This window comes from Serratia rubidaea (assembly GCF_016026735.1).
Lineage (GTDB): Bacteria > Pseudomonadota > Gammaproteobacteria > Enterobacterales > Enterobacteriaceae > Serratia_B > Serratia_B rubidaea.
This window is the reverse complement of record NZ_CP065640.1, coordinates 3,517,916-3,538,822: the sequence shown is the minus strand read 5'-3', so window position 1 is coordinate 3,538,822 and position 20,907 is coordinate 3,517,916. Positions and strand designations below refer to the sequence as shown.

The following is a 20,907-nucleotide window of genomic DNA, read 5'->3' as shown; positions in this document are numbered from 1 at the left end:
CGAGATAACAGACCGGCCGACGCCTTTGCCTGCGCGTACGGACCGGCGGTGGCGGCGTTTTGCGCCCTGTCTTACACAACTCTGGAGGATAACTATGTCTGACACCCAGCTACGCTGGCGTGACGCCCGAGCTACGGCCGAGCGATTACTGGCCGACTGGCACCTGCCGGGCGAACCCGGCGGCGCCATTACCCTGTTCGATACGCAGCGTACGCAGGCGGTGGTGTGCGCCGGCCAGGCCGATCTGGCGCGCGGCGAACCCTTTACCGCCGACAGCGTGGTGCGCTACGCCTCGCTGACCAAGCATATCTTCGCCGCGCTGGCGCTGAATGCGACCGAAGGTACGCTGCGCCTTGACCAACCGTTGGGAGAACTGCTGCCGCAGCTGCGCGGCGAGCCGGCTGCGGTCAGCGTCGGCCAGGCGCTGGACATGACCGGCGGCCTGCCCGACGTGCGAGAAACGCTCGGGCTGCTCGGCATTTCCGGCTACAGCGTCAGCCACGCGGAGCCGGTGATGACGTTTATCCAGGGGCTAAGCCGCCTGAACTTCCCGGCGGGCAGCGAAATCAGCTACAGCAATACCGGTTACCGTCTGGTGGAGGCGGCGCTGCAGCAGCGGGGCTACCGCTTTGCGCAGCTGGTTCAGCAGCATATTGCGCAGCCGCTGCAGCTGGGCTGGCAGGCGCCGGACAGCTGGTTCGATATCGTCCCCGGCCTGTCGCCCGGCTACTGGCGCGCACCGCAGGGCTGGCAGCAGAGCAGCGCCGGCCTGCATCTTTCCGCGTCGGGCAGCCTGACCGGCAGCATCGACGATCTGACCCGCTGGCTGCAGGCGCTGCTTGGCGACCGCGGCGCGGCCGCCGGCGTCCTGCAGCAGCTGAGCGCGCCGCGCTATCTGACCAACGGCCAGCTCAGCGCCTACGGGCTGGGGCTGGCGCGCACCCCGCTCGGCCCGCATCAGTTATTGGGCCACGGCGGCTCTCACGCCGGTTATAAAACCTATTTTCTGTTGGCGCCGGAGCGGCAGGTTGGTATGGCGCTGGTCGCCAACCGCGAAGACTGCGACAGCACCAGCATCGCCCTGCAGGTGATGGCCGCCCTGCTGGGGGAAGCGCTGCCGCCGCGCAGCCGCGCCATTCCGGACGGCATCTACGCAACGCTGGCGGATCCCTACTGGCTGGAGGTCAGCAACGGCAACGTCGCCTACCTCGGCTGTGCGGAGACCTTGTATCAGGCGGAGGATGGCTATGCGGTGTCGCTCCGCGCCCAGCGGCCGATGCGGCTGAAATGGAACGGCGAAAGCATTGACGGTGAAGTGGGCCACGTCGCCCGCACCTTCTGGCCGGTGCAGACCAGCGGCCGCTGTTTGCAGCACGTGCAGGGCACCTGGTACCACCCTCACTACCGCACCGCCTTTGAAATCCGCGGCGACCAGGTGCATATCGGCGTCGGCCCGGCGGCGCATATCGGTACCCTCAGCCCGCTGGGCGACGGCCGGATGCTGGTTGAAAGCCGCGACGGGCCGTGGTTAAAACGTTTTTGTCTCTACTTCCGCGGTTACAGCGTCGATCTGATCGCCGAGGGCAGCCGGGTGCTGACCTTCAGGCGCGGCAGCGGCAGCCACGCGGCATAACGCGCCCTGCTCAATGGCCGTTGAGCTTGACCATCAACAGCGCATCAAACAGCCGCTGCTTATCCGCAGCGGTTAAATTCACCTGCTGAATCGCTTGAATAAAGGCCTGACGCTCGTTCTCGGCGATCGGCCCCTGCCGCAGGCGCTGCGCCAAGCGCTGCAGGATCTTGTCGCTCAGACGGGCGATCTCCGGCCGGACTTTCTCCAGCGGCTGCGGCTGCCAGTCCGTTTCCGGCTGCGCCAGCCAGTCAGCCCGGTAGCGATACTGGATGGCCTTGGCCGCATCCATCTGCGCGACGATAAACGGCTTCACCGACTGCGGCTCCAGCCCCAGCTTTTCCGCCTGCGCCTGCGTGTTGGCCAGCACCTTGCTTTCCTGCGCCAGATCCTCAACCGGCAAATGCTGCTGCGCCTTATAACCGGCCACGTCTTTCATCAGCGCCAGACGCTGGTTCACCACGTCGGCGATCGACGCGCTATTATCGGCAAGCGCGGAAAAGCTGCACAGCAGCCCCGCCATCAGACAGATTTTCAGCATAATTCCTCGTTTATCCTCATTGTTCGTCCGGCAAATATAATCCACCGCCTGCGACGGGTCACATCATTTATTGAACCGCAGAAAAAAGCCCCGCGCGGGGGCTGAAAACGTTAACTCACTGACGGCTCACCTTTCAATGTTGCAAGACGTTTGTAATTTTCCGATGCGCTGCACAACGCGATGCGATAGGCGTAATGATTGCTCTGCTCATCCACCCCGATAGCCACATAAGCACAACGGTTTTTACGGTATGCCTCCCAGGATTGCTGGTCACGCTCGAAAGCGTCCTGGTAAAGGCCGGCGTGGGTTTTCTTTAATTCAGCCCGGATTTGCGCAACTCGCGTGGTTAATTTCGTCTCAGAATCGTCAAGCAGACGCCCGGCACATTCCATATCGCCGTAATAGCCATCTTCTTGTTTGATATCCTGGCACTGGCTGGGATGATCCGTTTTCAACTCATCCAGAGATTGCGCCGCGAATGAAAACATTGGCAAGACCGCTAAGACTAACAGGTATTTTTTCACTTACCGTTTCTCCCTCGGTTCAATTCCAAATGCCCTATCCGATTTCTGTTCTTCTCATCGGTAATCAGCTCACTACTTTTTATAAATTGAATAAAATAATCGATATCGTTTTTAGCCGCCGCAGGCATCGTTGTTACACCTTTGTACCCTTGATATACCACATCAACCAGAACGTCACGAATAGCGGGGTGAAGATCCTTCCACGCCGCGCGGCCTTCAATGTGTACCGTCTTGGCGTTATAAACCGCTTCAGCACGTCGTTCATAAACAGGATAAGTCGAATTAAATAAATTAACTTGCTGCTGTTCCGTTTTACAAAATCATCAGCCTGCTTCCCTCTAAGCCCTACACCTAATGATATTGCCTGTGCTTGAGCCGGAGCGATCCCTGCACGGGTTAAATCGACAAACACTTCCTGCTGTGAACGACTGCCGATATCATACCCACGCCCGATGGTAACGCCTGAGATCCCCATCCGTGGAAAATGAATAACCCGGCTATAGAACAATGATTCCCTTATATTATTACCTTCCGCGTTAAACGTTAACAAACCACGATTAACGCCGATACTTGCCGTATCCGCCACCATTAACCTCCTTATTCACATGGTTTTAGGCAATCTATGCCTCTTCCCTGTCATTGGCAAGTCATGTCATTAAATTCAAAAGGTTAAACCATATAAGTGCGAATGGGCCGGTCAAAATCCGCCCAATAACATACTTAATAGCCTTTAAAACGGAGCCGGCTTATGCAGAGTGCCGAACAGGCGTTAACAGGCTGAGGGACGGGTATGACGGAGCACGTCATTAGAGAAAGCGATAGCAGGCAGGGATTTTCAAGCATCAATAAAGCCGCAGCTCAATACGTTGTTCAACGTTTCAGCTGCGGCTTGGGAAAGCGGGTACGGCAAACGGCTTAGTCAAATACGCCGTTAATCACCGAGGCGACCAGCGCTGTGCTCAGTGCGATCAGCACCAGGTTGTCGCCCACTACGCGCCACTCATAGCCTGGGTATTGCGGCAGCTGACCCAGCAGTGAGGCCGGTACGGTTTTCTTGGCGATGCCCGGAGGCAGCGGCTTGCCGCGCGCCAGGTTTTTCGCAATACCCGGCGGCAGTGACTGATAGCCGGTCAGGCCGTAGTTCAGCGCCAGCGCGCGGGCGCGGTCATAGGACAGATCGACATGCACCAGGCCACGATCATCCGCGTAGTTGCCGCGTTTGCCTTTGTTGCCATGCTCGTCGCTAAAGCCTTTACCTTTACCGTTACCATTGCCTTTACCGTTACCGTGCGGGTTATCGAACCCTTTATTGCCATGGTTACCGCCGTTACCGTGGTTACCGCTGTTGCCATGGCCATTGCCGCCGTTGCCGTTTCCGCCCTTATCGGCGAACACCGGTGCGCTGCTGACGCCCAGAGAAGCAATCAGCGCTAATGCCGTGATGGTCATACGACGTTTTTTCATGTTGTAACATCCTCGTTTGGGGAATTGTGCTGACTATAAGTATAATTTACCCCATAAAGAATGAGGAAAATTCTTATATTTGCACCATTGCGTTCCTAATCATCCAGGCGCCGGCGTTAATCCCCTGTCTGACGGAGGATTATCCCGCCATCCGCTGATAATAGCCTATCAACGCATAATTATTCAGCGCTGCTGACGTCATAACTAAAATGTACTTGCGGCGCCGCCGGTGTTCCAGTAGTTTGAATCCTGCGCCACAGGAGGGAGCCATCCCTGCCGTCATGGCGCGCCTCACACAGCGTCATTTCATCTATACAGTCTATTAATCATCCGTTTCCCGCGCGGTATGCGGGATCTTTTTTCTATGGCAATCAATACCCTTAGCAAAACTAAGTGTTGAGATTTTGTTGTCAATATCTTAAATTTGTTCTCGGAGAAACCTTACCTCCCGTAACGCGCTGACAGGCCGTTCTCGGGCGCTCAGGAGCAAAAGCAATGCAAATGACACTCATGGAATACATCACGCGGCATTTCAACGGTGATCTTAATCGTTATGCACAAGCGGAAGGCGTAAGCTGTGAACAAATCATCAAGTGGATTGACAACGAATGCTATGTCATTAAAGGGCGGCTCTTTATGCCGGTCAAACACTTGCCCAGCCAGGAAGCCTAAGTGATAAGACAAAAAACCCCGCAGTGCGGGGTTTTTTGTTGCGCGGGATCAGAAGTTGTAACCCACCACCAGGTAGTAACCCCAGCCGGTTGACTTGATCGGTCCCTGCGGCGTGCCGATGTCCACGCCATCCTGCCACTGACCGCCGTTATGGAAGTAACGCGCCACGACCGAGTAGTGCCAGTGGTCATAGTTCAGCGCCAGAATATGGCTGGAGGCGATGGAGTTGCTGGTGCGCGCCTGACGGCCGTTCACCGTAAAGTCATCCTTGCCCAGATCGGAGCCAAAATCGAAGTTGGTGAAGCCGATATAGCTCAGGTTGCCGCCCCAGACCTGGGTCAGCGGCACGAAGTACTTAATCTTGAAGCGGTAGCCGTCCCAGCTGTTTTCATTGGCCGCGCCGTAGTTCTGCCACTGGTATTTGGCATAGATGTTCATCGACAGGCTCATCGGCAGGCCGGTATCGATATCGGTGCCCAGACCCATATACCAGGTGTTCTGACGCGACGCCTTGTTGCGACCCATATCGTAGATATAGTTGTTGGCGAAGTACCACTCTTTAAACGGTCCGAACGCCAGGCTGGTGCCGGTCAGTTTGTCGATGGAGAAACGCGGTTCGATCTCCATAAACATCGGCGAGCCTTTATCCCAGATGCCGCGATCCGGGGTATTGCCGACGCCGAAGAACTTCGGCACGTCGATATAGCCGTAGAAATCAAACCATTCGTGCTTGGCGAAGGCTTCATATTCCAGGTAGACGTCGTTGTTAAGCTGTGGTCCGAAGCGGGTATGGTAACTCCCCACCACGTTCACACTCTGGTGCCACCAATCTGAAACAAACTCGCTGTCTTTGCTATCCGCCATTGATGATGCGCTGTAAGACGTTGCAAGAAGTACGCCTGCTGCGAGAGCTATTTTTTTCATTTTATTACCACATGCTGAAAGGGCTATTCGCTGCCCGTTAGAAAAAGATGACAAATAAGTCTGAACCCTACAGGGTGTAAACAAGCGTTAACCACTCAGCTCACCGGCGCATTATAGAAATCTCCGGCGGTAGGAATCTGTGATCCAGACACCTGTTTTGCGAATAGGTAATCGATTGCGTTCACATTTGTCAAATTATGTTTCACGAAAATTCATAATCAATGTGATTTTTATCATCAGTGACGTTTTTTCAGACAAAAACATGGCGTTCGACGCCCAGCCAGGAGGACGCCCGACAAGGATAAGCAACGTTTATGGTGAGCGTCTGAAGCTTCGTCGGCCGGCTCACGCCGCCGACGAAAAGAGAAGAGTGACACAGAGCGCCTCACGCGCTGAGCAAACCGCCTCAGCGTGCGCCCGGCACCGCCTTGGCGATATTTTCCTCACGGAAGACCACCTCGTCGCCGCGCGCAATCTCCCACTCCTGCGGCGGGATATCTATTTTCGGCGCGGCGGCCACCACCGCGCCATAAATCTGCCGGCCTTCGCGGCGCAGGATGTTTACATCAAGTTGATATTCATGCCGCAAATTGGCCGTCGTCAGCCGCACGGTGTCGCCGTACATAAACGTCTGATCGTCAATCGCCGGCTGGGGAAGAAACTGGATATCACTGCGCATAGTTCACGTTCCTTCAACAAGAAGACGTTCTATGATCTTAGCCTAATTTTTCCGCCAGGATGCTGTTTGCGCACGAAAATCGCGCCGTTCAGCCGCGGGTGGCGCGCCAGCAGACCAGCGAGCCAACGATCACCATCCCCACCCCTTGCCAGAAGCTGACGGTCAACGCCGTGTTAAGCATCACGGCGGCAAAGAGTGAAGAGAGCACCGGAGCAAAGTAGGAGGCCGTCGCCAGCAGCGTCATATTGCCGTGCAGAATGCCGATGTTCCACAAGGCATAGCCGGCCCCCATCGCCACGCCGGCGCACAGCAGCATCAGCGCTATCGGCCAGCTGAAATGCAGGGCGCCCTCCGCGCTGACGCCATATTTCCCCCACAGCGCCAGCGCCGTCAGGGCGGTGAACAGCGCCACGCCGTTTTTCCCCTGCGCCAGCCTTCTGGTCACGCTGCAGTACAGCGCCCAAATCACCGCGCCGCTGAAGGCCAGGCTGTAACTCAGCGGGTTGCTGCGCACGTTGCCCAGCATCTGTTGCAGCGACCAGGCGCCCTCCCCGCTCATGATCCAGCCGATGCCGAACAGCGCCAGCAACAGGCCGGGCAGCACCCACCATGTCGCCTTTTGTCCGTTGAACAAGATCGCCATCAATACCGTCAGGCTGGGCCACAGGTAGTTAATCATGCCCAGCTCAATCGCCTGCATCCGGTTGCCGGCATAACCCAGCGACAGCGACAGACAGATTTCATAAGCGACAAACAGCACGCTGCCGAACAGCAGGTAAGCGCGGGGGAAGGTTGACAGCTTCGGCATGCCCATGACCAGCAGCAGGAAGAGCGCGCCGACGCTGTAGATCATCGCTGCGCCGCCGATCGGGCCGAGCCCTTCGCTCACGCTGCGGATCAGGCCGATGACGCTGCTCCAAAACACAATGGCTAACAGCCCCAGCGAGGTGGCTTTATGGGATACGGCGAGAGGTGACATCCGGTGATTTCCAATGAATTCCTTTTTCCAGAATGTCACTGTACCCCGACCGGACGGGAAAAAGAAGGCGCGGCAAGCCGCGCCCGATTAACGATTACGGCAGCGGCTGACGCTCAAACTGCGGCGGCGGCTGGCGGAAGCGTCGGGTCAGATAGGCCAGATACACCACGCCCATGCCGGCCCAGCACAGCCCCATGGTCAGCGAGCTTTTCTCCAGGTTCAGCCACAGCACGCCGACGGTCAGCGCCCCCACCAGCGGCAGGAACAGAAACTGGAAGCGGTCTTTCCAGGTTTTGTTACGCCCTTCGCGGATAAAGAAGTGGCTGATCACCGACAGGTTGACGAAGGTGAAGGCCACCAGCGCGCCGAAGTTGATCAGCGCGGTGGCGGTGACCAGGTCGAACGACAGCGCGGAAAGCGCCACCGCGCCGACCATCAGCACATTCAACGCCGGGGTGCGCCATTTCGGGTGCACATAGCCAAACAGCTTTTCCGGGAAGACGTTGTCGCGCCCCATCACATACAGCAGACGCGAAACGCTGGCGTGCGACGCCAGCCCGGAGGCCAGGGTGTTGATAAAGGTGGTGCAGAGAAAAATCGACTGGAACAGCTTGCCGCCCACGTACAGCGCAATTTCCGGCAGCGCCGCATCCGGCTCCTTAAAGCGCTCGATGGTGGGGAAGAACAGCTGGATAAAGAACGATACGCTGATAAAGATTACGCCGCCGTACAGCGCGGTAAGGAAAATGGCGCGCGGGATCACCCGGGCGGCATCGGGCGTCTCTTCGCTCAGGGTGGTGACCGCATCAAAGCCCAGGAATGAAAAGCAGAGGATGGTGGCGCCGGTAATAATCGGCAGCAGGTGCGCATTTTCGCTGATAAAGGGCTGCAGACTCCAGACGGTGCCGACCCCTTCCCCCTTATGCAGCCCGTGCACCACCAGCACAATAAACACCACGATGATCATCACCTGCGCCAGGACAAACAGCGTATTAAAGTTCGCCACGATATTGACGCTTTTCAGGTTGATGGTGGTCATGATCACTACAAAGCCGACCACCCATACCCACGGAGGGACTTCCGGGAACAGCGCGGTCAGGTAGATTTTCGCCAACAGGGTGTTAATCATCGGCAGGAACAGATAGTCCAGCAGCGACGACCAGCCGACCAGAAAGCCGACGTGCGGGTTGATCGCCTTTTGCGCGTAGGTGTAGGCCGAACCGGCGGTGGGAAACTGGCGCACCAGCTTGCCGTAGCTGATGGCGGTAAACAGCACCCCGGCCAGCGCAAACAGATACGACGCCGGCACGTGGCCGTCGGTAACGCCGGACACAATGCCAAAGGTATCAAACACCGTCATCGGCGTCAGATATGCCAGCCCCATCATTACCACTTGCCATAGCTTCAGCGATTTACGCAGTTGCGGTTTGCCCGCGCCGTTACAGTCGATGGCCTCTGCCGTCATGGGTCGTTCCTCGTCGGCGTCCTGTACGCCTGATTAGGAATAGTACCGGGCGCGCGGCCTCGCCGGCCACAGGAGAGCCGGCGAAATGCGCCAGACGCGCGCGGTGCGTGACATTGGGCGGATCAGGCGTTTTTCAGCATCCACTCAATCTCGGTTTCGGTGATCAGACGCTCAAACTGCAGCAGCTCATCGTTTTTACAGGCCAGATACACATGGCTGAAGCGCTCGCCCAGCAGCGTTTTCCACAGCGGCTGTTGGGCAAAGGCGCTGAGGGCGTCGCTCTGGCGGATCGGGAACGGCAGCCCTTCCTGCTCAAGGCCGTTGCCGGTAACCGGTTCAGGCAGCGGCAGCGGGTTTTCCAGGCCGTATACAATCCCCGCCAGCAGCGCCGCCATCACCAGATACGGGTTGGCGTCCGCGCCGGCCACGCGGTATTCCACCCGGTGGCTGTCGCGGTCGCCGCAGGGAATGCGCAGCGCCACGGTGCGGTTGTTATGCCCCCAGGATGCCTGGGTCGGCACGTACATGCCCGGCTGGAAACGGCGATAGGCGTTAACGTTCGGCGCCAGCAGCGCCATCGAGGACGGCATCAGCGCGATCATCCCCGCCAGCGCCTGCTTCAGCAGCGCGGAATCTTCGCCCTGCTCATCGGCAAACACGTTCTCGCCGTCGGCATCCAGCATGCTGATATGGATATGCATGCCGCTGCCGGCGTGTTCTTCATAGGGCTTGGCCATAAAGGTGGCCTGCATCTCATGCTTTTCCGCCACCGTGCGGATCAGGCGCTTGAGCGCCAGCGCATGGTCGCAGGCCTGCAGGACGTCGCCGGTATGATGCAGATTCACCTCAAACTGACCGGGCGAGGCTTCCGCCACCGCGCCGTCCGCCGGAATGCCCTGCAGCCGCGCCAGCTCATCGATCTCACTCAGCACGTCGGCAAAGTGGTTCAGGTTATCCACCGAATACACCTGGCTCTGGGTGTTGCGCTCCTGGGTGCCCGGCGCGCACGGCGGCTGCAGATAGCCTTCCGCATCGCGCTGGCGATCGATGAGATAGAACTCCAACTCTACCGCTACCACGGGCGACAACCCGCGCTGCCGCAAGCGCTGCCAAATCCGGTTCAGCACATTGCGTGGTTCAACGTCAAAGGGAGTGCCATCTTCATCCAGCATGGTGAGCTGCACCTGGGCGATATACTCCGGGTCGCTGGCGGAGGGCGTCAGCGTGCCCGGCACCGGCACGCAGACCCGATCCGGCTCGCCCAGCTCCTGCCCCAGCCCGCTCTCTTCCACCACATTGCCCAGAATATCCATGGCGAACACCGAAGCCGGGAAATAGCAGCCCTTCTCCAGCTTGTTCAGGCCCGCCACCGGAATGCGTTTACCACGGAAGCCGCCGTTCAGGTCGGTCAGCAGGACATCAATATGCTGGGTTAAAGGATAACGTTCCAGATAGTGATTCACCTCCCGCTGGAAGGTGGTACTTCGCCGTTCTTCGTTGTGCTGCACAAAGTTTTCCACTGTTACGATATTGGTCTGCATGAGTCACCCGCCGTTGTTGAGATTGCTATCGATGATTACGACCGTACTGCTCAATATAATTTCCACTCAATGAAACATAGATGCAACAAAAATGTTTTTCAAGTGTTAATTATGGTTTGAATATTGTCCACCCCACTGCTAGATTTAGTTAATATTGAACAAAAAGGCCATTTTTACGCCATCTCGTTCATAATTTCGAACAGGCCAAGGGGAAAATAATGGGCAATATATTTAACAGACCAGTCATCGGCGTGGTGATGTGTCGCCACAGGATAAAGCAGCATCCCACGCAGACCTTGCAAGAAAAGTACCTGAATGCGGTATTGGCCGCCGGCGGTCTGCCGGTCGCCCTGCCGCACGCGCTGGCGGAGCCGGAGATTCTGGCGGATCTGCTGCCGCGCCTCGACGGCATTATGCTGCCGGGCAGCCCCAGTAATGTGCAACCGCACCTTTATGGTGAAAACGGCGATGAGCCTGATGCCGACCCCGGACGTGACGCCTTGAGCCTGGCGTTGATTCGTCTGGCGCTCGACAGACGCATTCCCCTTTTCGCCATCTGCCGCGGCATGCAGGAAATGGTGGTGGCCACCGGCGGCACGCTGCATCGCCGTCTGTATGAGCTGCCGGAACTGCAGGAACACCGCGAAGACCACGACCTGCCGCTGGAGCAACAGTACGCCCCCGCCCATGAAGTCATCGTGCGCGAAGGCGGGATGCTGCCGCAGCTGATCCCGGACTGCAACCGCTTCTGGGTCAACTCGCTGCACGGCCAGGGCGCCAAAACCCTCGGCCCCAGCGTGCGCGTCGAAGCGCACGCCGCCGACGGGCTGGTCGAGGCGATCAGCATCCGCGACCAGCCGTTCGCGCTGGGGGTGCAGTGGCATCCGGAGTGGAACAGCGACGAATACGCGCTGTCGCGCCTGCTGTTTGCCGGTTTTATCAACGCCTGCCGGGAGTATCACAAGGAACCACGCCCATGAGCGAAATCAGTCTGGCGCCGGGAAAACGGCTGTCGCAAATCCGTCAGCAGCTCGGCCTGTCGCAGCGCCGGGTGGCGGAACTGTCCGGACTGACGCACAGCGCGATCAGCACCATCGAACAGGACAAGGTCAGTCCGGCCATCAGCACGCTGCAGAAGCTGCTGACGGTATACGGCCTGTCGCTGTCGGCATTTTTTGCCGAACCGGAAAAACCGGCTGAACCGCAGATTGTGATCGAGCAGGAAAATCTGATTGAAATCGGCAGCCAGGGCGTCTCGATGAAACTGATCCATAACGGCGACCCCAACCGCACGCTGGCGATGATGATAGAGACCTACGAGCCGGGCACCACCACCGGCGAACGCATTAAACACCAGGGGGAAGAGATCGGCACGCTGCTGGAAGGCGACGTGGTGCTGCAGGTCAACGGCCAGAACTACTACCTGACCGCCGGCCAGAGCTACGCCATTAACACCGGCATTCCCCACAGTTTCAGCAACACCTCGACGCGCATTTGCCGCATCGTCAGCGCGCATACGCCGACGACATTCTGATTAACGGAGCAAGGTATGGATTTCCACCACTTGCAGTACTGGCAACAACGGGCGCAGGCCCTGACTATTGAGAACCGACTGTTTATTAATGGCCGCTATCAGCCGGCCGCTGAGGGAGGCACCTTTGCGGTGGAAGATCCTGCCGGGCAGCGCGAGCTGACGCAGGTGGCCCGCGCCGGCGACGCCGATATCGAGCTGGCGGTCAGCGCCGCGCGCGCCGCCTTTGAGCGTGGCGACTGGTCGCGCGCCGCCCCGTCCCGGCGCAAAGCCGTGCTGCTGGCGCTGGCGGAGCAGATAGAACTGCATGCGGAAACGCTGGCGCTGCTGGAAACGCTGGACACCGGCAAGCCCATTCGCCACAGCCTGCGGGATGATATTCCGGGCGCCGCCCGCTGCCTGCGCTGGTACGCCGAAGCCATTGATAAGGTATACGGCGAGATCGCCCCGACGGGCGCCGATGCCCTGGCGCTGATCGAGCGTGAGCCGGTCGGCGTCGTCGGCGCCATCACGCCGTGGAACTTCCCGCTGCTGCTGGCCTGCTGGAAGCTCGGCCCGGCGCTGGCAACGGGCAACAGCGTGGTGCTGAAACCGTCGGAAAAATCGCCGCTGAGTGCGATTTACCTCGGCCGGCTGGCGCAGCAGGCCGGGCTGCCGGACGGCGTACTCAATATCGTCAGCGGCTTCGGCCATGACGCCGGCAAGGCGCTGGCGCTGCATCACGATGTTGATGCCCTGACCTTTACCGGCTCGACGCAGGTGGCCAAACAGCTGATGGTCTACGCCGGCGAATCCAATATGAAGCGCGTCTGGCTGGAGGCCGGCGGCAAAAGCGCCAATATCATTTTCGCCGACTGCCCGGATATTGATAAAGCGGCGCAAGCCGCCGCGGCCGGCATTTTCTACAACCAGGGGCAGGTCTGCATCGCCGGCACGCGCCTGCTGGTGGAAGAGAGCATCCAGCAGACCTTCCTGCAGGCGCTGCGCAAACACGCCGCCGCCTTTACGCCCGGCAATCCGCTGGATCCCGACACGCAGATGGGCACGCTGATTGACCGCGGGCACAGCGCCAAGGTTGCCGGCTTTATCGACAACGGGATCGAACAGGGGGCAACGCTGTTTCTTGACGGGCGCGGCAGCGGCCCGCACGACGCCTACCTTGGCCCGACCGTGCTGACCCGGGTGGATAACGCCATGCAGGTGGCGCGTGAGGAGATCTTCGGCCCGGTGCTGGCCGTCACCCCGTTCAACGGCGAGCAGCAGGCCATTGCGCTGGCCAACGACAGCGATTACGGCCTCGGCGCCGCGCTGTGGACCCGCGACCTGTCGCGCGCGCACCGCCTGGCGCGTCAGCTGCGCGCCGGCTCGGTGTTTATCAACAACTACAACGACGGTGATATGACGGTGCCCTTCGGCGGCTATAAGCAGAGCGGCAACGGCCGCGACAAATCGCTTCACGCGCTGGATAAATTTACCGAACTGAAAACCACCTGGATTTCGCTGGAATAAGGATTAACACGATGACTGAACATGTAAAAAGCTACTATGCGGCCAGCGCCAACCCGCACCAGCCCTATCCACAGCTGAATGAGTCCATCGAGTGCGACGTCTGCATCGTCGGCGGCGGCTATACCGGCCTCTCTTCGGCGCTGTTTCTGGTGGAAGCCGGCTATGACGTGGTGGTGCTGGAATCCGCGCGCATCGGTTTCGGCGCCAGCGGCCGCAACGGCGGTCAACTGGTCAACTCCTACAGCCGCGATATCGACGTGATTGAACAGCGTTACGGCGCCGACAGCGCCCGCCTGCTCGGCAGCATGATGTTTGAAGGGGCGGAGATTATCCGCAGCCGCATCAAACGCTACGCCATCGAGTGCGATTACCGCCCCGGCGGCATTTTCGCCGCGCTGAACAATAAGCAGTATCACACGCTGATCGAACAGAAAGGCCACTGGGAGCGCTACGGCAATAATCAGCTGGAGCTGCTGGACGCCGACCGCATCCGCCAGGAGGTGGCCAGCGATCGTTACGTCGGCGCCCTGCTCGACCACAGCGGCGGACATATCCACCCGCTGAACCTGGCGCTCGGCGAAGCAGAAGCCATCCGCCTGCAGGGCGGACGGATCTTTGAACAGTCGGCGGTCACCGATATTCGCCACGGCGATCCGGCGCGGGTCAGCACCGCCCACGGCCAGGTCAGCGCCCGCTATGTGATCGTCGCCGGCAACGCCTACCTCGGCGACAAGCTGGAGCCGCGGCTGGCCAAGCGCAGTATGCCCTGCGGCACCCAGGTGGTCGCCACCGAGCCGCTGGCGCCGGAGGTGGCCCAGTCGCTGATCCCGCGCAATTACTGCGTGGAAGACTGTAACTATCTGCTGGATTATTACCGCATCACCGCCGACCACCGACTGCTGTACGGCGGCGGCGTAGTCTACGGCGCGCGCGATCCGGACGATATCGACAACCTGATCCGCCCCAAACTGCTGAAAACCTTCCCGCAGCTGAAAGGGGTGCGCATCGACTACCGCTGGACCGGCAACTTCCTGCTGACGCTGTCGCGTATGCCGCAGTTCGGCCGTCTGGAGAATAACGTCTATTACATGCAGGGCTACAGCGGCCACGGCGTGACCTGCACCCATCTGGCGGGCAAGCTGATCGCCGAGCTGCTGCGCGGCGATGCGGAACGTTTCGACGCCTTTGCCAAGCTGCCGCACCTGCCGTTTTTCGGCGGCCGCAACCTGCAGATTCCGTTTACCGCCATCGGCGCGGCCTATTACACGCTGCGCGATCGGATCGGCGTTTAACCACAACAGGCCCGGCAAGCCGGGCCATGATAACCAATCAGACGATTTTCGGCTGGCCGTCGGAGGCGGTCGCCCCGCCGTCCACCGGGATGTTGGCGCCGTTGATAAAGCTGGCGTCCTCGCTGGCGAGAAACGCCATCACCGCCGCCACTTCTTCCGGCTCCGCCGCGCGTCCCAGCGCGATGCGCTCATTAAACTTATCGCGGATCTCCTGCGGCCAGCCATTGGTCATATTGGTTTTCACCAGGCTCGGGCACACGGCATTCACCCGCACGCCGTCGCCGCCGTGGTCCAGCGCCATGGCGCGCGTCAGGTTGACCACCGCCCCCTTCGCCGCGCAATAGTAAGCCGCGCCCCAGTCGCCGCCCAGGCCGGAAACCGACGCGGTATTGACGATGCAGCCTTTGCTTTTCAGCAGATAAGGCAGCGCGAATTTGGAGCAGAACACCACGCCGTCGATATCCACCCCGGCGATGCGCCGCCAGTCGGCGACGCTGGTCTCCAGCACGCTGCCGGCAACATGCACCCCGGCGTTATTCAACAGCACGTCGATATGGCCGAAGCGCGCGGCGATCTCATTCATCATGGTTTCTACCGCGTCGGCGTCGGAGACATCGATATGCACCGCATGAGCCTTGCCGGCCGGCAGCGAGGCCGCCACCGCATCCACCGCCTCCTTGGCCCAGTCCGCCAGCACCACCGTTGCGCCTTCCGCAGCAAAACGGCGCGCCGCCGCTTCCCCCATGCCGTTTCCCGCCCCGGTAATGATCACTACTTTGTCATCAAAACGCATAGAACCTCCTCCGTGTGAATTATTTTGTATTAATCATAAAAATTAATAATCAATCACAGGGTAATTCCGTACTTCGCCGCAGGAAAGACAAAACGTGCGCTTTTATAACCCAAAAGAGGTAAGCGTGATTTTCTATGATCTCGCTAAACAAAAGCGCTTATTTGGTCACGGCCTGTCGGCAAGCGGTTATTATCCCAGGGGGAAATTAAAAGCCGGCATGTAGTTACCTGGCGGGAATAAATGACATCACCGCCGGCGTATGCTGCCCGCGGCGGTGATGGTAATCAGTCCTCGATGGGGATAACCAATACGTCGATCTGCAGGTTGTTGATCGCCTGACGCGTGGCGGAAAATAAACGGCTCCAGAGATCGTGATGGTGGCCGAAAATAATCAGGTCAAATCCCTTCTCCTGCGCCGCGTTGTTTAATTCCTCGCTTAATTCACCGCGGCCAATCACCACCTCCGCAATAGGATGCGGCGACTGGTTTTTGAACGACGCCAGGATGCTCGCCGCCCGTTCGGAGAATTTTTTGTCGGTGTAGTTATAAGCGCCAATCCCCAGCTCGGCGTAATAGCCGGTGTGGTGGATATCGATATAGATCAGAGAGAGTTTGGCCTGTAGCGCGCTGGCCAGCTCGGCGCCCTTTTGCAGCAACTGCGCCGCGTTTTCTCCCAGGTCCGTTGCTACCACAATATGTTGATATGCCATGATTGTCTGCCCTCCGCATTGCCCTGACAAACCGCAGCGGCCCTCCAGCCCCGGTGTTTCAGCATGCCATGCCGATAGCTTAAGTGTAGGCCAGCCCTACCCGGCATTCCTGTTTATCGCCCGGCCGGCGCACGGTAAATACCTGCATAAAAAAACTATCGCTGATTTTATAATAATTTAGTTATTAACACCGAGAGTTATAATCACCAGCTGAATCATATGACTTATTTTCTCATGCTAAATTAGCCATTGCGTCTTTGCTCCCGATCAAGAAACAGTAAAAAGAAATCCAATAAGATTATTCCTATCATAATTCCAATAAGTTTTCCCGGAGAACCCATGAGATGAGTCAAGTGATTTATCGCATTGAAGAGAGCGTGATCTTTAGTCCTGAAGATACAGGACTTTACCGACATAATCAGACGGATAACGTCGTCGCCATTTCCAGCGCCGCCGCCAGGCTGTTTACTCTGTTGATCAAAAACAGAGGGAATATCGTTGAGCGGGATACCATTCTGGAAAAGGTCTGGGATGAATACGGACTGCAGGCCAGTAATAATAATCTCAATCAATGCCTGAGTACATTGCGTCGCATTATCAAAAACATGGGCATTGATAAAAACATTATTGAAACTATCCCTAAAGTTGGGCTGAGGATCTCCCATGCCATTCAGATAGAAGAGATCAATCTACAGCCGCCCATGCAGCCGACGCCGGACAAAGCGCCGGCCTCCGCCGGACGCGCCAGGAAAAAAATCAAAAAGAAGCTCTTTTACTCTGCGCTGCTGGTTGGACTGCTGCTGATGCTGTCCCTCTTTTTTAACGTTTTTCATCTCTATAACAACCTCCAGGACGCGCAAACGTCACTGTCACGCATTTATTCCCCACTGGACCAAAGCGCGCTGTGCGACGCGCAACCTGCGGAGATGCCGCTATTGTCGACGCTCTCTTTTAATAAACCGCACTAGTTTCGCCGGCCCGGTATCTGCCGGGCCGTCTGCGGGCCATGGGCCATTCCCGGTCTGATTTCATTCATCGACCAACCTATATAAATAAATCTCAGTGAAGCACCAATGCATCACCATGATGAATTTATGCATCAATTAAATTATTGAAACTCATGTCTCAAAAAACCTATAATTTTTGAAGGTAATCTAATTACCTTTTCCCTGGTGTTGTTGTATTTTTGCCCTTCATTTGAAGGGCTTTTTTCTTTTCCGCTACCGCTCCTCTCCTCCCGATTCCCGTGCGCCACGGCGCCGCGCCCGTTTCCGCCGCCCCCGCCATCCGCCTTATCCCATCGCTATTCGCCGGCGAGCAATCTTTACACGCTCTGCTATTCTCAGTGTTGGGCCTACAATCACAAGGAGCGAAATATGTTTGGTAAAGCTGAAGATAAAGCGAAAGAAGTTGCCGGTGCTGCGCAAGAAGCGTTTGGTGAAGCCACGGGTTCACCAGAGCATGAGATAAAAGGTGCGGCCCGTAAATATGCCTCGCAGGCCAGTTATGCGGTCCGCGACGGCGCTGACGTGGTCAGACACCGGGTGGAATCAAACCCGCTGGCCGGCGTGGCGGTTGCCGCCGCCGTCGGCATCGTTTTTGGTTACCTGCTTGGGCGCAAGTAACGGCGATTACGCCTGATTAACAAGGCCTGCGGGCCTTTTTTTCTCGGAGATAAGCAATGGACTCACTGGACTATCTGACATATTTACCGGTCGCCATCGTGCTTAACCTGGTGGCGATTGTCGCCGTCGCCGGCATTTCTCTGTGGAAAATCTGGCGCAGAAAACTCCGCGCCTGATCACCCCAGTCTCACTGCCGTTTCCCCCGTGATTGCATCATAACGCCAGCGCTGCTGCGACCTTCAGCGTCGCTGCGGCTGGCGTTTAACGCCGTGCCATATCTGCCTCGTTCATCCTGGTTTACAGTTTCCGCCCCCTTCGCTGCCCAGCCCTAATCCGTCGCATCGGCGCAAAATTGATATCGCCACAGGGTCGTCTACAATTTAATCGGAATTCCTCCCTATAACGTCAGTATTATTTGATATTTGAGGTGATTATGTTACCTGGACACGAGAATGTAGTAAGTATGACTAGCCTTAGCCGTCAAGCTACGCAGCAATTAATGCCGTCGTTTTCCGCTTTACCCCACACCCAGCATGCGGATGGTAAATACCGCTTGCGCCGTTATTCCGTTATTACCTTCCGTAATAATCAGATTGAGGATATCGGGCAACGTGACTTCGTACAGTCGGACGAGTTCAACCACTTTCAGGGCAACGTGGTGCGCCACTTCGAGCCGATTGACAGCGCCGTATTGCAAAGCGAAGGCATGGCGGAGATGTGCGCCCTGTTTGCCGAAGTCAACGACCTGCCCGACGGCGCCAAAATAGAGATCCATCAGATGCGCGTGGTGGCGATTTACAATGAAACCCCGGTGGCGCCGGAAGGTATCCATCAGGATGGCTTCGAGCATATCGCCATGGCCTCCATCAACCGGCACAATATTGTCGGCGGCGAAGTCATGCTGTACGACGATAACCGCAGCATGCCGTTCTTTAGGCGCGTACTGGCGGACAGTGAAACCGTGCTGTTGGCGGACAATAAGCTATGGCACTACTTCACGCCGATCACCGCCGTGGCGCCGGAAGAAGAAGGACACCTGGATCTATTGATCCTGACCGCACGGAGAGAACAGGCATGACGTTTACCCCCGAGCGCGCCCGCGCGCAATTCGGCGCGCTGTCGCAGCACTACCAGGATAAGCCGGTGATATTTTTCGACGGCCCCGGCGGTTCCCAGGTTTCCCGCGGCGTGTTGGACAACATGACCGGCTACCTCGGCAGCTATAACGCCAACCTGGGCGGACACTACTTTTCCAGCAAGGTGACGGAACAGGTGATGCATAACGCGCGCGAGTCGGTACGCGCGCTGTTAAACGCCCCTGCACCCGATAATATCGTCTTCGGCATGAATATGACGTCGCTGACCTTCCACCTGAGCCGCATCATCAGCCGGGACTGGCAGCCCGGTGATGAGATTATCGTCACCGCGCTGGACCACTACGCCAATGTCTCCAGCTGGCAACAGGCGGCGGAGGATAAGCAGGCCATCGTGCATCATATTCCGCTGCGTCCGGAGGACTGCTCGCTGGACACCGAGCGGCTGTGCGCGCAGATCACCGACAAAACCCGGCTGATTGCGGTGACGCATGCCTCCAACGTGACCGGCAGCGTGGTGGATATCCGGGCCATTACCGCCGCCGCGCGGCGGGTCGGCGCGCAGGTCTACGTCGACGCCGTGCACTATGCGCCGCATAACCTGATCGACGTCCAGGCGCTGGGCTGCGACTTCCTGGTCTGCTCCGCCTATAAGTTTTTCGGCCCGCATATCGGCATGGCCTATATCGCCCCGCAGTGGTTACAGCGTCTGCGCCCGTATAAGGTAGAGCCGGCGACCGATAGCGGCCCGGGACGCTTTGAAACCGGCACCCAAAGCTTTGAGGGGCTGGCCGGCGTCACTGCCGCCATTGACTATCTGGCGCAGTGGGGCAAGCCGGACGCACCGCTCAGGCAGCGCCTGGAGGAGAGTTTCGCCGCCTACCACCGGCATGAAGAAGATCTGTGCCGCTATTTTCTGCAGCGCCTGCGGCAGCTGGACGGCGTCCGGCTTTACGGCCATCCCGACGCGGACAGCACGCGCCGCACGCCGACCTTTGCCTTAACCTTTACCGACTTCTCGCCGGAGCAGATTGCCATGCTGTTAGGTCAGCACAATATCTGCGCCGGCAGCGGACATTTTTACGCGCAAGGTCTGATACGGCAGCTCAACCTACAGGAGCACGGCGGCGTGCTGCGCATCGGCATGATGCATTACAACACCCGCGAGGAGATCGACCGCCTGTTTGAAGTATTGGAGGATACGCTGGCCACGGCGGACAGCCCGGCCGCCGTGAGCGGGCGCTGACGCTTTTGCGGCATGATGGTTAATCGACGACGGGAACCCCAGGGTTCCCGTTGTTTATGCGGCTTGCCGGAATGGTCAAAGGCGCGATTTATTTAATCTGACCGTTTATCGTTTCCGTTAAACCAAACGATACACCGCCCCATCAGCCGAAATAAATTAAGAAAGCCCAGCAGAACAATCACCGACAGGAAAACATCCATCAGTGAGTTGTTTGCTCCCATAATCTTCAGTGATGAGAACGACACGCACAGCAGGGTTAACGGTAAACTTAGAATAGCGGATAGTCTATTTAACATTTCCATATTTCATCCTAACTCCATAAAAACCTAATATTTTCAATAAAAATACCCTATACCATCAATAAGGTCGCGAATATAAAGATGGTCACGAAAATATAGTGTTTTTTTCTAAACTGCCTGTACGGCAGTGAACGTAAAGCGCTGTTTCTGATGCTGACAAAAAAATTTCTAAGCTGCCTGTACGGCAGTGAACCATCAAAGTGGCCTGATCGGCTGAAGCGTGGTTTTCTAAGCTGCCTGTACGGCAGTGAACCGATTTATCCGCATCGGAAAGATTTAGCCGATTTTCTAAGCTGCCTGTACGGCAGTGAACTCGTTTTTGCCGGTGAGGATGTTCGACATGTTTTTCTAAGCTGCCTGTACGGCAGTGAACCATTTCTCCGGTGACA

At 57.8% G+C, this 20,907-nt stretch carries 21 protein-coding genes and 1 CRISPR repeat array (1 of these 22 running past the window's edge); of the genes, 10 read left to right on the top strand and 11 right to left on the bottom strand.

Translation table 11 applies throughout. The annotated features are described in order from the left end of the window. Positions 1–94 precede the first annotated feature (94 nt). Positions 95–1,633 carry a serine hydrolase domain-containing protein gene (locus tag I6G83_RS16555; RefSeq protein ID WP_054306393.1) on the top strand — a complete coding sequence of 513 codons (1,539 nt, stop codon included), beginning with the start codon at positions 95–97 and terminating at the stop codon, positions 1,631–1,633. Between the two features lie 10 nt (positions 1,634–1,643). Here I6G83_RS16555 and I6G83_RS16550 read toward each other — a convergent pair whose 3' ends face one another. The 4 genes from I6G83_RS16550 to I6G83_RS16535 all read right to left on the bottom strand — a co-directional run bounded on the left by I6G83_RS16550 (position 1,644) and on the right by I6G83_RS16535 (position 4,159). Further along, positions 1,644–2,171 (bottom strand): chorismate mutase, encoded by a 528-nt coding sequence (locus I6G83_RS16550; RefSeq protein WP_054306392.1) that lies wholly within the window; start codon positions 2,169–2,171, stop codon positions 1,644–1,646. A gap of 110 nt (positions 2,172–2,281) precedes the next feature. Then, the gene (locus I6G83_RS16545) at positions 2,282–2,695 is read right to left on the bottom strand and encodes a lysozyme inhibitor LprI family protein (protein ID WP_054306391.1); all 414 of its coding nucleotides are present in this window, start codon (positions 2,693–2,695) and stop codon (positions 2,282–2,284) included. A gap of 133 nt (positions 2,696–2,828) precedes the next feature. Further along, positions 2,829–3,284, bottom strand: coding sequence for a pesticin C-terminus-like muramidase (locus I6G83_RS16540; protein ID WP_054306390.1), 456 nt, complete (start codon positions 3,282–3,284; stop codon positions 2,829–2,831). A gap of 326 nt (positions 3,285–3,610) precedes the next feature. Then, positions 3,611–4,159 carry an anti-virulence regulator CigR family protein gene (locus I6G83_RS16535; RefSeq protein WP_054306389.1) on the bottom strand — a complete coding sequence of 183 codons (549 nt, stop codon included), beginning with the start codon at positions 4,157–4,159 and terminating at the stop codon, positions 3,611–3,613. 495 nt (positions 4,160–4,654) lie between these two features. On the opposite strand from I6G83_RS16535, the gene I6G83_RS16530 reads away from it, so the two are divergent. Beyond that, positions 4,655–4,831 (top strand): hypothetical protein, encoded by a 177-nt coding sequence (locus I6G83_RS16530; RefSeq protein WP_164722819.1) that lies wholly within the window; start codon positions 4,655–4,657, stop codon positions 4,829–4,831. Positions 4,832–4,879: 48 nt separating this feature from the next. On the opposite strand, the gene I6G83_RS16525 is transcribed toward I6G83_RS16530, so the two are convergent. The 5 genes from I6G83_RS16525 to I6G83_RS16505 form a co-directional block, all read right to left on the bottom strand. Beyond that, entirely contained in the window at positions 4,880–5,755 is an 876-nt protein-coding gene (locus tag I6G83_RS16525) for a nucleoside-specific channel-forming protein Tsx (protein WP_015672025.1), read from the bottom strand. A 406-nt stretch (positions 5,756–6,161) separates the two neighbouring features. Then, entirely contained in the window at positions 6,162–6,434 is a 273-nt protein-coding gene (locus tag I6G83_RS16520; protein ID WP_015672024.1) for a hypothetical protein, read from the bottom strand. An 88-nt stretch (positions 6,435–6,522) separates the two neighbouring features. Further along, a complete protein-coding gene (gene yddG, locus I6G83_RS16515; RefSeq protein WP_054306388.1) occupies positions 6,523–7,413 on the bottom strand; it encodes an aromatic amino acid DMT transporter YddG in 891 nt (296 codons plus the stop codon). Positions 7,414–7,507: 94 nt separating this feature from the next. Further along, the gene (locus I6G83_RS16510; RefSeq protein ID WP_054306387.1) at positions 7,508–8,878 is read right to left on the bottom strand and encodes an APC family permease; all 1,371 of its coding nucleotides are present in this window, start codon (positions 8,876–8,878) and stop codon (positions 7,508–7,510) included. 122 nt (positions 8,879–9,000) lie between these two features. Next, a complete protein-coding gene (locus I6G83_RS16505; RefSeq protein ID WP_054306386.1) occupies positions 9,001–10,419 on the bottom strand; it encodes a glutamine synthetase family protein in 1,419 nt (472 codons plus the stop codon). Positions 10,420–10,637: 218 nt separating this feature from the next. On the opposite strand from I6G83_RS16505, the gene puuD reads away from it, so the two are divergent. From puuD to I6G83_RS16485, 4 genes are read left to right on the top strand one after another with little or no spacing between them, the layout of a single operon-like run. After that, a complete protein-coding gene (puuD, locus tag I6G83_RS16500; protein ID WP_054306385.1) occupies positions 10,638–11,399 on the top strand; it encodes a gamma-glutamyl-gamma-aminobutyrate hydrolase in 762 nt (253 codons plus the stop codon). Further along, positions 11,396–11,953, top strand: a complete 558-nt coding sequence (puuR, locus tag I6G83_RS16495; protein ID WP_015672020.1) for an HTH-type transcriptional regulator PuuR — start codon at positions 11,396–11,398, stop codon at positions 11,951–11,953. The genes puuD and puuR overlap by 4 nt, the downstream gene beginning before the upstream one ends. A 15-nt stretch (positions 11,954–11,968) precedes the next feature. After that, on the top strand, positions 11,969–13,459 hold the full coding sequence (gene puuC, locus I6G83_RS16490; RefSeq protein WP_054306384.1) for an aldehyde dehydrogenase PuuC: 1,491 nt from the start codon (positions 11,969–11,971) through the stop codon (positions 13,457–13,459). A gap of 11 nt (positions 13,460–13,470) precedes the next feature. Then, positions 13,471–14,751 (top strand): NAD(P)/FAD-dependent oxidoreductase, encoded by a 1,281-nt coding sequence (locus I6G83_RS16485; RefSeq protein WP_054306383.1) that lies wholly within the window; start codon positions 13,471–13,473, stop codon positions 14,749–14,751. A gap of 37 nt (positions 14,752–14,788) precedes the next feature. Here the strand turns inward: I6G83_RS16485 and I6G83_RS16480 are convergent, their stop codons facing one another. Then, positions 14,789–15,544 carry an SDR family NAD(P)-dependent oxidoreductase gene (locus tag I6G83_RS16480; protein WP_054306382.1) on the bottom strand — a complete coding sequence of 252 codons (756 nt, stop codon included), beginning with the start codon at positions 15,542–15,544 and terminating at the stop codon, positions 14,789–14,791. A 284-nt stretch (positions 15,545–15,828) separates the two neighbouring features. Further along, positions 15,829–16,254, bottom strand: a complete 426-nt coding sequence (locus I6G83_RS16475) for a universal stress protein (RefSeq protein WP_054306381.1) — start codon at positions 16,252–16,254, stop codon at positions 15,829–15,831. Positions 16,255–16,598: 344 nt separating this feature from the next. Here I6G83_RS16475 and I6G83_RS16470 point away from each other — a divergent pair, with 344 nt between their 5' ends. From I6G83_RS16470 to I6G83_RS16455, 4 genes are all read left to right on the top strand, one after another. Next, positions 16,599–17,222, top strand: a complete 624-nt coding sequence (locus I6G83_RS16470; protein ID WP_054306380.1) for a winged helix-turn-helix domain-containing protein — start codon at positions 16,599–16,601, stop codon at positions 17,220–17,222. Between the two features lie 408 nt (positions 17,223–17,630). Further along, a complete protein-coding gene (locus I6G83_RS16465; protein WP_054306379.1) occupies positions 17,631–17,879 on the top strand; it encodes a glycine zipper domain-containing protein in 249 nt (82 codons plus the stop codon). A 463-nt stretch (positions 17,880–18,342) separates the two neighbouring features. Further along, entirely contained in the window at positions 18,343–18,957 is a 615-nt protein-coding gene (locus I6G83_RS16460; RefSeq protein WP_225365477.1) for a 2OG-Fe dioxygenase family protein, read from the top strand. Continuing rightward, entirely contained in the window at positions 18,954–20,219 is a 1,266-nt protein-coding gene (locus I6G83_RS16455) for a cysteine desulfurase-like protein (RefSeq protein ID WP_054306378.1), read from the top strand. The genes I6G83_RS16460 and I6G83_RS16455 overlap by 4 nt, the downstream gene beginning before the upstream one ends. A gap of 404 nt (positions 20,220–20,623) precedes the next feature. Next, positions 20,624–20,907: a CRISPR direct-repeat array (repeat unit 28 nt; unit sequence TTTCTAAGCTGCCTGTACGGCAGTGAAC); it runs 44 nt beyond the window's last position.

What these genes read in the sequence shown, in the direction of transcription:
- I6G83_RS16555 (WP_054306393.1), top strand. Translation starts at nt 95, where the DNA reads ATGTCTGACACCCAGCTACGCTGGCGTGACGCCCGAGCTACGGCCGAG.
- I6G83_RS16550 (WP_054306392.1), bottom strand. Translation starts at nt 2,171, where the DNA reads ATGCTGAAAATCTGTCTGATGGCGGGGCTGCTGTGCAGCTTTTCCGCG.
- I6G83_RS16540 (WP_054306390.1), bottom strand. Translation starts at nt 3,284, where the DNA reads ATGGTGGCGGATACGGCAAGTATCGGCGTTAATCGTGGTTTGTTAACG.
- I6G83_RS16535 (WP_054306389.1), bottom strand. Translation starts at nt 4,159, where the DNA reads ATGAAAAAACGTCGTATGACCATCACGGCATTAGCGCTGATTGCTTCT.
- I6G83_RS16530 (WP_164722819.1), top strand. Translation starts at nt 4,655, where the DNA reads ATGCAAATGACACTCATGGAATACATCACGCGGCATTTCAACGGTGAT.
- I6G83_RS16525 (WP_015672025.1), bottom strand. Translation starts at nt 5,755, where the DNA reads ATGAAAAAAATAGCTCTCGCAGCAGGCGTACTTCTTGCAACGTCTTAC.
- I6G83_RS16520 (WP_015672024.1), bottom strand. Translation starts at nt 6,434, where the DNA reads ATGCGCAGTGATATCCAGTTTCTTCCCCAGCCGGCGATTGACGATCAG.
- yddG (WP_054306388.1), bottom strand. Translation starts at nt 7,413, where the DNA reads ATGTCACCTCTCGCCGTATCCCATAAAGCCACCTCGCTGGGGCTGTTA.
- I6G83_RS16510 (WP_054306387.1), bottom strand. Translation starts at nt 8,878, where the DNA reads ATGACGGCAGAGGCCATCGACTGTAACGGCGCGGGCAAACCGCAACTG.
- I6G83_RS16505 (WP_054306386.1), bottom strand. Translation starts at nt 10,419, where the DNA reads ATGCAGACCAATATCGTAACAGTGGAAAACTTTGTGCAGCACAACGAA.
- puuD (WP_054306385.1), top strand. Translation starts at nt 10,638, where the DNA reads ATGGGCAATATATTTAACAGACCAGTCATCGGCGTGGTGATGTGTCGC.
- puuR (WP_015672020.1), top strand. Translation starts at nt 11,396, where the DNA reads ATGAGCGAAATCAGTCTGGCGCCGGGAAAACGGCTGTCGCAAATCCGT.
- puuC (WP_054306384.1), top strand. Translation starts at nt 11,969, where the DNA reads ATGGATTTCCACCACTTGCAGTACTGGCAACAACGGGCGCAGGCCCTG.
- I6G83_RS16485 (WP_054306383.1), top strand. Translation starts at nt 13,471, where the DNA reads ATGACTGAACATGTAAAAAGCTACTATGCGGCCAGCGCCAACCCGCAC.
- I6G83_RS16480 (WP_054306382.1), bottom strand. Translation starts at nt 15,544, where the DNA reads ATGCGTTTTGATGACAAAGTAGTGATCATTACCGGGGCGGGAAACGGC.
- I6G83_RS16475 (WP_054306381.1), bottom strand. Translation starts at nt 16,254, where the DNA reads ATGGCATATCAACATATTGTGGTAGCAACGGACCTGGGAGAAAACGCG.
- I6G83_RS16470 (WP_054306380.1), top strand. Translation starts at nt 16,599, where the DNA reads ATGAGTCAAGTGATTTATCGCATTGAAGAGAGCGTGATCTTTAGTCCT.
- I6G83_RS16465 (WP_054306379.1), top strand. Translation starts at nt 17,631, where the DNA reads ATGTTTGGTAAAGCTGAAGATAAAGCGAAAGAAGTTGCCGGTGCTGCG.
- I6G83_RS16460 (WP_225365477.1), top strand. Translation starts at nt 18,343, where the DNA reads ATGACTAGCCTTAGCCGTCAAGCTACGCAGCAATTAATGCCGTCGTTT.
- I6G83_RS16455 (WP_054306378.1), top strand. Translation starts at nt 18,954, where the DNA reads ATGACGTTTACCCCCGAGCGCGCCCGCGCGCAATTCGGCGCGCTGTCG.